Genomic DNA, 13,127 nt, shown 5'->3' on the forward strand with positions numbered 1-13,127 from the left:
GCGCTGCGCGATATCGTGCCCCAACCGTGGCAGGCAGGGGTGGGGCATCGTCCAAGCCTAGCAATTGGGGACGTTCACCGCCAATCCGCCAAGAGCCGTCTCTTTGTATTTCTCGGACATATCCTCACCGGTCTGGCGCATGGTCTCGATCGCGGAATCCAGCGGAACAAGGTGCGAGCCGTCCCCCCGCAGCGCCAGCGACGCGGCCGAGACTGCCTTGATCGCGCCCAAGCCGTTGCGCTCGATGCAGGGGACCTGCACCAGCCCGCGCACGGGGTCGCAGGTCATGCCAAGGTGGTGTTCCAGCGCGATTTCTGCGGCGTTCTCGATCTGCTCGGGCGTGCCGCCCATGACCGCGCACAGGCCCGCCGCCGCCATGGCCGAGGCGCTGCCCACCTCCGCCTGACAGCCTGCTTCCGCCCCCGAGATCGAGGCATTGAACTTGACCAGCCCGCCGATGGCCGCAGCGGTGAGCAGGAAATCCGGGATCTTCGAGGCGGAGGCGTTCGGCACATGGTCCATGTAATAGCGCAGCGTCGCGGGCACGACACCCGCCGCGCCGTTGGTGGGGGCGGTGACGACCTGCCCGCCGGCGGCGTTCTCTTCGTTCACGGCCATGGCATAGGTCGACATCCAGTCGTTGATCGTATGCGGGGCGGACTGGTTGACGCCTTTCTCGGCCTGAAGCGCGTCGTGAATGCCCTTGGCGCGGCGTTTGACCGACAGGCCACCGGGCAGGATGCCCTCGCTCGTCAGGCCCCGGTCGATGCAATCGTTCATCACCCGCCAAAGCCGGTCGATGCCCCGGTCAAGGTCGTCGGCCGAGCGGCGGGTCAACTCGTTATGGCGCTTCATGGCCGCGATGCTGAGGCCGGATTCCGAGGCCATATCAAGCATTTCTGCCGCACTCTTGAACGGGAAGGGGACCGGCGCGCCGTCATCCTTGTCGGCGCCAGAGGCGAGTTCCTCTTCGGTGAGCACGAAGCCCCCGCCGATGGAGTAATAAGTCACCTGCGTGACCACATCGCCCTGCGCGTCCGTGCCCTTGAGGATCATGCCGTTGGCATGGCCGGGCAGGTTCGGCCCGTAGTCGAATTCCAGATGCTCCTTGGGGCGGAAGGTCAGCGCGCCCAAGCCTTCGGGATGGACGGTGCCCTCAGCCTTGATCCGCTCCATCTCCGCATCGGCCTTCTCGCGGTCGTAGTCATCGGCGCGAAATCCGGCCAGCCCGAGGATCGTGGCGCGGTCGGTGGCGTGGCCCACCCCCGTGAAGGCGAGCGAGCCGTGCAACGTCGCCCGCAGACCGCTCACCTTGAACGGCTGCGCGCGCAGGTGATCCAGAAATCGGGAGGCCGCCACCATCGGGCCGATGGTGTGTGACGATGACGGGCCGATGCCCACCTTGAACATGTCGAAAACCGATAAGAACATAGCTGCACTCCCTTTGGGTCCCTTTGGACGCATATAGGGGGCGGGCGCGGGAAACACGACCTCAAGCGACAGGTTTCGGCGTGTTTGCGGGGACTTGCCGCCCGATGGGGCAAATTTGCACGACTTGCACCGTAGCGCGCGGGCGTGCCTGTGCGTATAAGGACGCGAAACCACCCCTGCAGGAGGCCCCGCATGTCATCCGAACTTTCCCCCATCGACAAAGCGAAATTCGTCGCGGCAAAACAGGCGACGCAATATGTCGAGGACGGGATGAAGGTGGGGCTGGGCACCGGCTCGACCGCCGCGTGGCTGGTGAAATGTCTGGGCGAGATGGTCGAAAACGACGGCCTGAAGATCCGCGGCGTGCCCACGTCCTCGCGCACGGCCGAGCTCGCGCGGGATGTGGGGATTGAGGTGATTTCGCTGGATGAAGCCAAGTGGCTCGACCTGACGATCGACGGAGCGGACGAATTCGACGGCAATCTCAACCTGATCAAGGGCGGCGGGGGTGCCTTGCTGCAGGAAAAGATCGTCGCCACCGCCAGCGACCAGATGGTGGTGATCGCCGATGCGGCGAAATCCGTGGAAACGCTGGGCGCCTTTCCGCTTCCGATTGAAGTGATTCCCTTCGGCTGGCAGACCACCAAGATGCTGGTTGAGGAGACCTTGATCGGAATGGATGTGCTGGGCCGCACGGTGTCGCTGCGGATGAACGGCGATGCGCCATACTACACCGATGAGGGCAACCACATCCTTGACCTGCACCTCAACCGGATCGGCCACGCGCGGCAATTGTCGTTGGTGATCAACCAGATCCCCGGCGTGGTCGAGAACGGCCTGTTCATCGACATCTGCGATGTGGTGGTGATCGGCCACGGTGACGGGCGGGTTGAAGTGCGCGACATCAACGAAGGCACCGTCGAGGAAAGCCGCTTCGACATCATCGAGAAGGACAACCTTTTCGCCGACTTGTCGGACTAGACCGCGCAGCCGCCCAAAGGGCCCGCCGCCATCCGCGGCCCCGCACCGGCCCCCCACTAAGCCCCACGGCGCCGTGACTGGTCATCGGGGCGGGCTTGTGGTTTATCTTGCGGCGAATTTTTCTGACGAGAGGGCGCCGAGCACGATGGCCGAGTTTGACTATGATCTGTTTGTAATTGGTGGCGGCTCAGGCGGGGTGCGCGCGGCGCGGGTCGCGGCCGCCACGGGGGCGCGCGTGGCGCTCGCCGAAGAGTATCGCATGGGCGGCACCTGCGTGATCCGCGGCTGTGTGCCCAAGAAGCTGATGGTGTTCGCCTCCGAGTATAAAGAGGTGTTCGCCGACGCCCGCACCTATGGCTGGGATGTGGACGAATGCACCTTCGACTGGCCGTCGTTCCGCAGCCACCTGCATAAAGAGCTGGACCGTCTCGAAAGCGTCTATCGCAGCCTGCTCGACAAATCCGGGGTCGAGATTTTCGACAGCCGCGTGACCCTGAAGGACCCCCACACGGTGCAGTTTGCCAACGGGGTGACCAAATCCGCCAAGCATATTCTGGTGGCCACGGGCGGGCATCCGAACCGCCCCGATATGGAAAACGCGCATCTGGGCATCGTGTCGAACGACATTTTCCTGATGGAGGAGCTGCCCAAGTCGATCCTGATCGTCGGCGGTGGCTATATCGCTTGTGAGTTTGCCTGTATCCTCAATGGCTTGGGCGTCGATGTGACGCTCTATTATCGCGGCGCCCAGATCCTGCGCGGCTTCGATGACGAAGCGCGCGGCCTGATCGCGGACATGATGCGCGAGAAGGGGATCGACATTCACGTGGGCACCAACATCGTTGAGATGGCGCCCGACTCCGACCGGCCCGAAGCGGGGCCCGCAGGCAGCGACGCCGCCATGGGTGCGCCTTCGGAACACGGCAAGGGCATCGCCAGCAACCCCAAGAGCGAGACGGACCCCGCCGCACGCGGCCCGGTCTGGGTCAAGTCCACCAACGGGCATGAGCAGGTCTTCGATCACGTCATGTTCGCCACCGGCCGCGACCCCAGCAGCCACGACATGGGGCTGGAAGAGGTCGGCGTGAAGCTCGGCCGCCGGGGCGAGATCGTTGTGGACGAATACAGCCAGACGAACGTGCCCAGCATCTATGCCATCGGCGACGTCACCAAGCGCGTCGAACTGACGCCGGTGGCCATCCGCGAGGGCATGGCCTTCGTGGAAACCGTGTTCAAGGGCAACCCGACCCCGGTCGATCACGAGCTGATCCCCTCGGCCATCTTCACCCAGCCCGAGATGGGCACCATCGGCATGACCGAGGAAGACGCCCGCGAGCAGGAAGAGATCGAGGTGTACAGCACTTCGTTCCGGCCCATGCAGACCGCCTTTGCCGACCGGCCCGACCGGGTGATGATGAAGCTGATCGTCTCCAAACGCACCCGCGTGGTGCTGGGCTGCCATATCGTCAGCCCCAACGCCGGTGAAATGATCCAGATGGCCGGGATCGCCGTAAAGATGGGCGCCACGAAAGAGCAGTTCGACCAGACCTGCGCCGTGCACCCGACCATCTCGGAAGAGCTGGTCACAATGCGCGACCCGATCAGGAGTTCTTGAACATTGCACCGGAAAGACGCACTTATACCGGTGGTTGCAATCGCGTATAAGCAGACGAAGACCGTGCCCGGGGGTCGGGCGCCTCAACTAGGAAAGCAGGCTTGATGGCTGGAAACAATGGTGGCCCCTGGGGGGGCGGAGGCAGTGATGACGAAGGTCGTCGTCCGCCGAACGGGGGCCCGAACGGGGGCGACGGACGTCCGGGCGGGCGCCGTCCGGGGGAGCCGCAGATCCCCGAGTTCGATGAAATCGTGAACAAGACCAAGGACCAGTTGCGCGTCCTGATGGGCGGTGGCAATGGCGCAGGTCGCACCGGCGGTGGCGCCGGGGGCGGCGGCGGGCCCGTGGTCAGCCGCGGCATGGTGATCCTTGGCGTGCTGGCCGCTGTGGCGCTCTGGACCATGTCCAGCGTCTATACCGTCCGGCCCGAGGAGAAGTCGGTCGAGCTGTTCTTGGGCAAATGTATGGAGCCCTGCATCGGCGAGAGCGGTTTGAACTTCGCGCCCTGGCCCTTCGTGACCTATGAGGTCGTGCAGGTCACCCGCGAACAGGTCATCGAAATCGGTGAGGATCCGGTCCCGCAAGAGCTGTCGGAAAGCCCCAGCGTCATGCGGATGCTGGAAGGCGACACTGGCCTGATGCTGACCGGAGACGAGAATATCGTCGACATTGATTTTCAGGTGGTCTGGAACATCACCCAGCCCGACCGCTTCCTGTTCAATCTGGCCGAACCCGAAGAAACCATCGCCGCGGTGGCGGAATCGGTCATGCGTGAGATCATCGCGCAATCGCGCCTCGCCAACCTGAACCAGGATCGCGACAACATCGAACAGCGCATGCAAGAGCTGACGCAGGCAACGCTCGACAGCTACGATTCCGGGGTGAACATCGTCCGGATCAATCTCGGGGCTGCCGATCCACCGGCCACCCGCGTCGCAGCGACCAACATCGACGGTGAGGTGAACCCAACATCGCCACTGGCCGCTTACCGTGACGTGCAGGATGCCGAACAGGAACGCATCCAGCTGCAAAACCAGGCTGACGCCTATGCCAATCGTGTGACAGCCGGCGCACGCGGGAACGCGGCGCAGGTGCTCGAGAATGCCGAAGGCTACCGCGCCCGCGTGGTCAACGAGGCCGAAGGTGAGGCCGCGCGCTTCCTGAGCGTTCTGGAAGAATACCAGAAGGCCCCCGAGGTGACCCGCGAACGGCTCTATCTCGAAATGATCGAGGACGTGATGAACTCGGCCAATATCATCCTGCTGGATGAGGCGACGTCCGAGGGCGGAGGCTCCGGCGTGGTGCCCTATCTGCCGCTCGACCAGCTGCGCAACTCTAACACCGGAGGGTCGAACTGATGAACAAGGCCTTGCTTATCGTGCCGCTGATCGTCGTTCTGCTGATCGTGGCTATCTCTTCGCTTTTCATCGTGGATGAACGCGAAAAGGCACTTGTGCTGCGGTTCGGCCGCGTCGTGCAGGTCAAGGAAGAGCCCGGTCTGGGCGTCCGTGTGCCGATCATCGATCAGGTCGTGCGCTATGATGACCGGATCATCTCTATCGATATGGCGGCGCAGGAAGTGATTCCCAACGATGACCGCCGCCTGATCGTCGACGCCTTCGCCCGCTACCGCATTTCCGATGTGGAACGGTTCCGGCAGGCGACGGGGGCCGGCGGGGATCAGGCCATCGCGATTGCCGACAACCGGCTTGAGCGGATCCTGAACGCGGAAACCCGCGCGGTGCTCGGGTCGGTGTCCTCGGGCGATATCCTGTCCACGGACCGGGATGCCCTGATGCTGCGGATCCGCAACGGGGCCATCGCGCAGGCCTCGGGTCTGGGTCTGACGGTGATCGACGTGCGACTGAAGCGCACCGACCTGCCCAGCCAGAACCTTGAGCGGACCTTCCTGCGGATGGTGTCCGAGCGCCAGCGTGAGGCCGAGGACGAACGCGCCCGCGGCCGTGAAGCGGCCTTGCGGATCACCGCGCAGGCGGACCGCACGGTGGTTGAGCTTGTCTCGGAAGCCGAGCGGGAAGCCCGCATCGTGGAAGGCGAAGCCGACGCCCGCCGCAACGCGGTCTTTGCCGAAGCCTACGGGCAGGACGTAGAGTTCTTCGAATTCTACCGTTCGCTTGAAGCCTACCGCGAAGGGTTGGCCACGGGGAACGCCCGCATGGTCATCGCGCCGCCGGAGGAGTTCTTCAACTACCTGCGCTCGCCCACCGGTGATGCGCCCCGCCGGGCGTCGCAGTGATCGGGCTTGCGCTCCTTGCCCTCGGGCTTGTCATGATTGTCGAGGGGCTGGTGTACGCACTGGCCCCTTCGCTTATCGAGGATCTGCTTGAGGCGCTGCGCCAGATCCCGCGTGAGGCACGGCGTCTGCTCGGGTTTGCGGTGCTCACCGGCGGCGTGTTCTTTCTGTGGCTGGCCTCGGTTCTGGGCGCTTTGGACGGGTTGTAACGCCCACGCGGCGTTCACAGCTCCTTGACGGGTTTGAAATGCCCGTTGCGCTCATCCTGACGTGACCTACATTTGCCCCAATCGGCAACTTCGCCCTATTCTATCTGACACACGACGAAGGAGACGTATTGTGCACAGTTCCACCAAGTCCCCGCCCGCCACAGGCCCCGCGCAGGCCGCGGCTCAGGTCCGCACGGACAGCGGGCTTTACTGGCTCGCCGCGTTGATGCTCGGCGCGTTTCTGGCGCTGGTCAGCATTCTGCCGGCCGCCGCGCAGAACCGGCCCGACACGTTCGCCGACTTGGCCGAACAGGTCAGCCCGGCGGTGGTCAACATCACCACCAGCACCGTGGTCGCCAATCGCACCGGCCCGCGGGGCATCGTGCCCGAAGGCTCTCCGTTCGAGGACTTTTTCAACGATTTCAACAACGGGCAACCGCGCCGTTCCTCGGCGCTGGGCTCCGGTTTCGTGATTTCGGCGGACGGCTATATCGTCACCAACAACCACGTCATCGAGGGCGCGGACGAGATCGAGATCGAATTCTTCCCCGGTGCCGGGCAGCCGGCAGACCTGTTGCCGGCCGAACTGGTGGGCACCGATCCCAACACCGATATTGCCGTTCTCAAGGTCGATTACGACGCGCCCTTGAAGTTCGTGAGCTTCGGCGACAGCGATGCCGATGGCGCGCGTGTGGGCGACTGGGTTCTGGCCATGGGCAACCCGCTGGGGCAGGGCTTCTCGGTCTCCGCCGGGATCGTCTCGGCGCGCAACCGCTCCTTGCAGGGGACCTATGACGACTACATCCAGACCGACGCCGCCATCAACCGCGGTAACTCGGGGGGGCCGCTGTTCAACATGGACGGTGAGGTGATCGGCGTGAACACCGCGATCCTGTCGCCTAACGGGGGCTCCATCGGGATCGGCTTTGCGATGTCCTCGGCGGTGGTGACGAACGTCGTCGACCAACTCAAGGAATTCGGCGAGACCCGGCGCGGCTGGCTTGGTGTGCGCATTCAGGACGTCACACCAGACATGGTTGAGGCCATCGACGGGCTGAGCGCCGCCCGTGGGGCCATGGTCACCGATGTGCCCACCGGCCCCGCCGAAGAAGCGGGCGTTGAAGCGGGTGACGTCATCCTGACCTTCGACGGAGTTGAAGTCGCCGACACGCGCGAACTGGTTCAGATTGTGGGCAACAGCCCCGTGGGCAAGGCCGTGCCCGTCGAGATCCTGCGCAACGGCGACGTAATCAATGTGACCGTGACGCTTGGACGGCGTGAAACCTCGGAAGCCTCGGCGTTTCCCGGTGACGTTCCGGCCCCCGGCCAGCCCGAGACGACCAACATGCTGGGCCTGACTCTGTCCGAGATCACCCCGGATATTGCCGAAGAACTCGGCGTGAACGCGAACGCCGGTCTTGTGGTGGTCGAGGTCGAGATCGGCTCGGACGCCGAGGGCAAAGGTCTGCGCGCTGGTGATGTGATCACCGAAGCCGGCCAGCAGAAGATCACCAACATCTCGGACTTCGAGACCCGCGTGGAAGAGGCGCAGGAAGCGGGGCGCAAGTCGGTGCTGCTTCTGGTCCGTCGCGGTGGCGCGCCACGGTTCGTGGCGCTCAGCCTCGAATAACCTCGAATACGATGAGTTAACGAAACGCCCCGTCTGACCTCAGGCGGGGCGTTTTGCGTCTGGACCTTGAAAAGGTCTAAAGCGCGTCGCGGGGCAGGGCGATCAACCCGAGTGTCCGGGCGCTGCGCAGGGTCAGAACCCCAGTGGGAACGTCATCCTGATCGGTCTGGAAGCGTTTGATAGCATCGCTCGTGCGCGCGTCGATTTCACCGTTGATTGCGCCCCGGTAATACCCGCGCGCGAGCAGGGCCCGCTGCACCGAGGCGATAAACTCCGGCGTCATCACGCCGCGGCAGGGGGTTTCGAACTCCACCTCCCGCCGCTCGCGCAGGATGCGCTGGCGCGAGACGGTGCGAAAGGCCGCTGGCTGTTCGACGGTGCCGTCACTGCGCACCAAGGCGGGCTGCACCATCACCTGCTCGGTCACGGTCTCGATCACCGCGGGCGTGGTGTCGCGGGCAAAACAGGTGCCAAGACGGGCATCGACGACCGGCGGTTGCGCCAATGGGCCGATGGCCGGGTCACCGTTCTGCGGCGGGGCGCAAGCCACGAGCAAGGTCAGGGGCGCCGCCATCCGCCACGGATGCCACCATCGGGCCAGTTGTAGAATGGTCGCGGGGGTCACTGTCATAGGCTCCGCCTTTGGCGGGGCAGCCCCGCAGGTGTGTTGCGGTGATAACGCAGAACATCCCCCGCTCAAAGGCGCGGCATGTCCGGGCGGGGCCGGTCGGCAAAGATCGCGCAACTCGCGTGACCTCACAGGCACAGAATGCACTGGAAGGCGGCGCGCGCTGCGCCTATCTATGCCGGGAACACAGGATTGAGGAAGGGCCGGGACATGGCGAAAATCACCTATATCGAGCACAACGGTCAGGAGCATGTCGTCGATGTGCCCACCGGGCTGACTGTGATGGAAGGCGCGCGGGACAATGGCGTGCCGGGGATCGAAGCCGATTGCGGCGGCGCCTGCGCCTGTTCCACCTGTCACGTCTATGTCGATCCCGCATGGGTGGAAAAGCTGCCCGAGAAGGACGCCATGGAAGAGGATATGCTCGATTTCGCCTATGAGCCCGACCCCGAGCAATCGCGCCTGACGTGCCAATTGAAAGTGACGGATGCGCTGGACGGTCTGGTCGTGCGGATGCCCGAGAAGCAGATCTAGCGGCTCGGGCCGGGTCTGCGTCCGAGGCCGTGGTATCTGGGATAGACGTCCGGCTTTAGGTATTTGAGAACCAGAGAAGGGGGGCCACGCGTCAGGTCACCAGCGTGGTGAGGGTGATCAGCAGCGCGGTTTCTGTAAGGTTCTGTGTCGCGCCGAGGATGTCACCGGTCTGGCCGCCGATCTTGGCGCGGGCGATGGCGATCACGGCGAACGTGACGAGTGTGCCGACCACCAGCAGGGGCAGAGCGGCTGCGGGCCAGAGGATCAAAGTCGCCGCGAGCGCAATGGCCAACCCGATCAGGGTCGGTATGTTGTCAGGGCTGCCTACGGAACGGCTCAGCCCCGTGGCGCGGGCATGGGGCAGGCGGGTCATGACCGGCAGCATCGCCGCACGGCTTAGGCTGGCGGTGAGGAGCATCGCAGGCCATGTTGCCCCCGCGACAATCAACAGCCCAAGCGCGTGCCAACGCAGCGCGAAGCTGCCGACCAGCGCCATGACGCCGTAGACGCCGATGCGGCTGTCTTTCATGATCTCCAGCCTGCGGGGCGCGTCCCATCCGCCCCAAAGCCCGTCGGCGGTGTCCGCCAGCCCGTCTTCGTGCATTGCGCCTGTCAGGATAACGAGGCTGATCAGTGCCAGCGCGGCTGCCAGCATGGCCGGGATCCCCAGCCAGAGCGCACTCTGCGTGACCGCTGCCGCAAGGCCGCCAAGCACGAGCCCCGCCACCGGATAGGCCCAGACCGCCTGCGCGCCGCGCGCCGTCGCACGGGCGGGATCGATCGGGATCGGCAGGCGGCTGAGCAGACCCAGGGCTGCGGGAATATCGCGAAGCCGGGGCGTGGGGGCGGCGGTGTCTGTCACGGTTTTTCCTGTCTGGTCATTCCTGCCCTATGGGGTAGAGATTGCGCACCCCTGTTGCAATGAGGCCCAGACCATGACCGCACCTTTCGCCACGCTTGAAGAATTTCGCCACGTCCTGTCGCAGGCAGACGGGCCAGACATGGGCGCCATCGCCGGCGCCCGCGACCGCAACGCGCAGTTGACCAAACCGCCCGCCGCATTGGGACGGCTGGAGGAGCTGGCGATCTGGTATGCCGGATGGCGTGGCACCGACCGGCCCGAGATCGCCAACCCGCAAGTGATCGTCTTTGCGGCGAACCACGGGGTCTGCGCACAAGGCGTATCGGCCTTCCCGCCCGAGGTGACGGCGCAGATGGTTGAGAATTTCCAGCACGGGGGGGCGGCGGTCAACCAATTGGCCAATACCTTCGGCGCGCGGATGGATGTGCACACGCTGGACCTTGACCTGCCGACACAGGATTTCACCAAGGCCCCCGCCATGAGCGATGCCGAGGTCGTTCTGGCGCTGGCGACCGGTTGGAACGCGGTGGACCCCGCATCCGACGTGCTGGTCGCGGGGGAGATGGGCATCGGCAATACCACGTCGGCGGCGGCAATAGCGGCGGCCCTGTTCGGGGGCGCGGCCGAGGATTGGGTTGGCCGGGGCACCGGTGTCGACGACGAAGGCCTTGCGCGCAAGACGGACGTCGTGGCGCGGGGGCTGGCGCTGCATGACACATCCGACCCGCTGGACGCTCTGCGCTGTCTGGGCGGGCGCGAGCTGGCGGCCATGGCCGGAGCCATCGCCGCCGCACGCCATCACCGGATTCCGGCGATTTTGGACGGGTTCATCTGCACTGCGGCTGCGGCGGTGCTTGAGAAAACCGCCGAAGGCGCGCTGGACCACACGGTGGCCGGACACCTGTCCGATGAGCTCGCGCATAAACGTCTGCTTGACGCTTTGGAGCTGGAGCCCTTGTTGGCATTGCGCCTGCGGCTGGGCGAAGGGTCGGGCGCGGCGTTGGCGTTGGGTGTGCTGAAAGGCGCGGTGGCCTGTCACTCGGGCATGGCGACCTTTGCCGAAGCGGGCGTGACGGACTCCTAGGCTCCTCAGGCGCGGTCTGGGGGGGCTGGCATCGCGTCGCCTGCGTCGCCCGCTTCGCTCTCTGCTTCCTCGATGGTTTGCTGCAGTTGGGTCTCGAGCTCACGGTTCGAGGCGCGGGCCCGGCGGATGTATTCCTTGTTCTCGGTCAGTGACAGGTCCGGGTCCCAGACCTCGGCCAGATCGCGCAGGGATTGCCGGTCATGCCGGTAATAGGCCCGCTGCGCTTCCGCGGCCTCGTAATCCGACAGGCCGAGGTTCTCCAGAACGTAGCGGCCCGCCCGTAGCGAGCTGTCGAACATCTCGCGCACGATGTCGTTGGCCCCGGCTGCGTAAAGCCGGTAAACATGCACCCGGTCATGGGCGCGGGCCACGATGTGCAGATCCGGATAGGTGCTGCGGGCATATTTCACCAGTCGCACCGCCGCATCCTTGTCGTCGACGCCGACCACCAGCACCCGCGCCTTGCCCAGACCGGCCGCCTTTAGCACGTCGGGGCGGGTCGGATCGCCGAAATAGCCTTCGAACCCGAAGGTGCGGACGTTTTCGATGGCCTTGATGTTGTTGTCGAGCACGACGGTGTCGAAACCGCTGGACCGGATGAAGCGGTTCACCACCTGACCGAACCGGCCAAGGCCCGCGATCACGACGCTGCCCGACTTGTCGATGGTATCGTGCGCCGGGTCGCTGTCGTCGCGCTGCATCCCCCGTGCGAGGTAGTCATAGACGATGAACAGCAGTGGCGTGACCAACATGGAAAGGGCGACGATCAGCAAGAGCTCATCGCTCAGATCGCCCCCCAGCACGTTCTGTTGCCGCGAAAACGAGATCAGCACGAAGCCGAACTCGCCCGCCTGCGCCAACCCCAAGGTGAACAGCCACCGCGCCCGGCCACGCAAGGAGAACAGAAGCGCCAGTCCATAGAGCACAAGGCCCTTGGTCAGGATGACCGCGCCGGTGACCGAGAGGATCCACAAAGGGTTGTCCATCAACGTGGAGAAGTTGATCCCCGCGCCGACGGTGATGAAGAACAGACCCAGCAGCAGCCCCTTGAACGGCGCAAGGTCGCTTTCTAGCTCATGCCGGAATTCCGAGTTCGCCAGAACCACCCCGGCCAGAAAGGTGCCGAGGGCGGCGGACAGGCCCACCATGCCCATAAGCGTCGCGATAGACACCACGATCAACAGGGCCAGCGCGGTGTACATCTCGCGCAGCCTTGCCTGATGGATGTAGCGGAACACCGGGCGGGTCAGATAGACGCCCACAAGGATGACGGCGGCGACCGCTCCGATGGTGACCAGCGTCACTCCCCAGGCGGGCAGGCCCTCGACCAAGCTGATGGCGGGTTCCTCGCCTGCTATTCCGCCGGCGCCGCTGGTCTCGCCCCGGGGCGCGCCGCGGATGCTCAGAAGCGGCAGAAGCGCCAGCATGGGGATCACCGCGATGTCTTGGGTGAGCAGCACCGAGAAGGTGCTGCGGCCTCCGGTGGTCTGCATCAGACCCTTTTCGTCCAGCGTCTGCAGCACGATTGCTGTCGACGACAGCGAGAAGATGAGGCCAATCGCCAGCGCGGTCTGCCACGGATAGCCGAACAGCGCAAAGGCCCCCATCAGCAGCCCGGTGGTCAGGAAGATCTGCAGCCCCCCGAGCCCGATGAGCCGGTGTCGCATCCCCCAAAGCGCACGCGGTTCGAGTTCGAGCCCGATCAGGAACAGCATCATCACGACGCCAAGCTCGGCGATGTGTTGCAGGCCCTCGGCTTCGCTGCCGATGATCGGACCGATGGCGATCCCGGCAAGCAGATAGCCCAGCACCGACCCCAGCCCCAGCCGTGCGGCCAGCGGAACGGCGATAACGGCCGCGCCCAGAAGGATCGTGGCGAGGAGGAGGGCATTTTGCATC

At 64.9% G+C, this 13,127-nt stretch carries 12 protein-coding genes; 8 read left to right on the forward strand and 4 right to left on the reverse strand.

Annotation, left to right across the window (positions count from 1 at the left end):
• Nucleotides 1-57: 57 nt before the first annotated feature.
• The gene (locus DC363_RS07425; protein ID WP_108640501.1) at nucleotides 58-1,431 is read right to left on the reverse strand and encodes an L-serine ammonia-lyase; all 1,374 of its coding nucleotides are present in this window, start codon (nucleotides 1,429-1,431) and stop codon (nucleotides 58-60) included.
• A 192-nt stretch (nucleotides 1,432-1,623) separates the two neighbouring features.
• On the opposite strand from DC363_RS07425, the gene rpiA reads away from it, so the two are divergent.
• The 6 genes from rpiA to DC363_RS07455 all read left to right on the forward strand — a co-directional run bounded on the left by rpiA (nucleotide 1,624) and on the right by DC363_RS07455 (nucleotide 8,120).
• Entirely contained in the window at nucleotides 1,624-2,412 is a 789-nt protein-coding gene (rpiA, locus tag DC363_RS07430; protein WP_108640502.1) for a ribose-5-phosphate isomerase RpiA, read from the forward strand.
• A 145-nt stretch (nucleotides 2,413-2,557) separates the two neighbouring features.
• Nucleotides 2,558-4,027: an FAD-dependent oxidoreductase gene (locus DC363_RS07435; RefSeq protein ID WP_108640503.1), complete on the forward strand. Its 1,470-nt coding sequence runs from the start codon at nucleotides 2,558-2,560 to the stop codon at nucleotides 4,025-4,027.
• Between the two features lie 104 nt (nucleotides 4,028-4,131).
• Complete coding sequence (gene hflK, locus DC363_RS07440; RefSeq protein WP_108640504.1) at nucleotides 4,132-5,385, forward strand: FtsH protease activity modulator HflK; 1,254 nt, start codon at nucleotides 4,132-4,134, stop codon at nucleotides 5,383-5,385.
• Nucleotides 5,385-6,284 (forward strand): protease modulator HflC, encoded by a 900-nt coding sequence (gene hflC, locus DC363_RS07445; protein ID WP_108640505.1) that lies wholly within the window; start codon nucleotides 5,385-5,387, stop codon nucleotides 6,282-6,284. Before hflK ends, hflC begins: the two co-directional genes overlap by 1 nt.
• Complete coding sequence (locus DC363_RS07450) at nucleotides 6,284-6,490, forward strand: DUF2065 family protein (RefSeq protein ID WP_108640654.1); 207 nt, start codon at nucleotides 6,284-6,286, stop codon at nucleotides 6,488-6,490. Before hflC ends, DC363_RS07450 begins: the two co-directional genes overlap by 1 nt.
• A 226-nt stretch (nucleotides 6,491-6,716) precedes the next feature.
• The gene (locus DC363_RS07455) at nucleotides 6,717-8,120 is read left to right on the forward strand and encodes a Do family serine endopeptidase (protein ID WP_108640655.1); all 1,404 of its coding nucleotides are present in this window, start codon (nucleotides 6,717-6,719) and stop codon (nucleotides 8,118-8,120) included.
• 76 nt (nucleotides 8,121-8,196) lie between these two features.
• Here DC363_RS07455 and DC363_RS07460 read toward each other — a convergent pair whose 3' ends face one another.
• Nucleotides 8,197-8,751 carry a peptidoglycan-binding domain-containing protein gene (locus DC363_RS07460; RefSeq protein ID WP_108640506.1) on the reverse strand — a complete coding sequence of 185 codons (555 nt, stop codon included), beginning with the start codon at nucleotides 8,749-8,751 and terminating at the stop codon, nucleotides 8,197-8,199.
• A gap of 207 nt (nucleotides 8,752-8,958) precedes the next feature.
• On the opposite strand from DC363_RS07460, the gene DC363_RS07465 reads away from it, so the two are divergent.
• The gene (locus DC363_RS07465) at nucleotides 8,959-9,282 is read left to right on the forward strand and encodes a 2Fe-2S iron-sulfur cluster-binding protein (protein ID WP_108640507.1); all 324 of its coding nucleotides are present in this window, start codon (nucleotides 8,959-8,961) and stop codon (nucleotides 9,280-9,282) included.
• Nucleotides 9,283-9,373: 91 nt separating this feature from the next.
• Here DC363_RS07465 and DC363_RS07470 read toward each other — a convergent pair whose 3' ends face one another.
• Complete coding sequence (locus tag DC363_RS07470) at nucleotides 9,374-10,144, reverse strand: adenosylcobinamide-GDP ribazoletransferase (protein ID WP_108640508.1); 771 nt, start codon at nucleotides 10,142-10,144, stop codon at nucleotides 9,374-9,376.
• A 73-nt stretch (nucleotides 10,145-10,217) separates the two neighbouring features.
• Between DC363_RS07470 and cobT the strand changes: the two genes are divergently transcribed.
• A complete protein-coding gene (gene cobT / locus DC363_RS07475; RefSeq protein WP_108640509.1) occupies nucleotides 10,218-11,228 on the forward strand; it encodes a nicotinate-nucleotide--dimethylbenzimidazole phosphoribosyltransferase in 1,011 nt (336 codons plus the stop codon).
• Nucleotides 11,229-11,233: 5 nt separating this feature from the next.
• On the opposite strand, the gene DC363_RS07480 is transcribed toward cobT, so the two are convergent.
• A complete protein-coding gene (locus tag DC363_RS07480; RefSeq protein ID WP_108640656.1) occupies nucleotides 11,234-13,126 on the reverse strand; it encodes a monovalent cation:proton antiporter-2 (CPA2) family protein in 1,893 nt (630 codons plus the stop codon).
• Nucleotide 13,127: the final 1 nt, after the last annotated feature.

This window comes from Thalassorhabdomicrobium marinisediminis (assembly GCF_003072065.1).
Classification (GTDB): domain Bacteria; phylum Pseudomonadota; class Alphaproteobacteria; order Rhodobacterales; family Rhodobacteraceae; genus Octadecabacter; species Octadecabacter marinisediminis.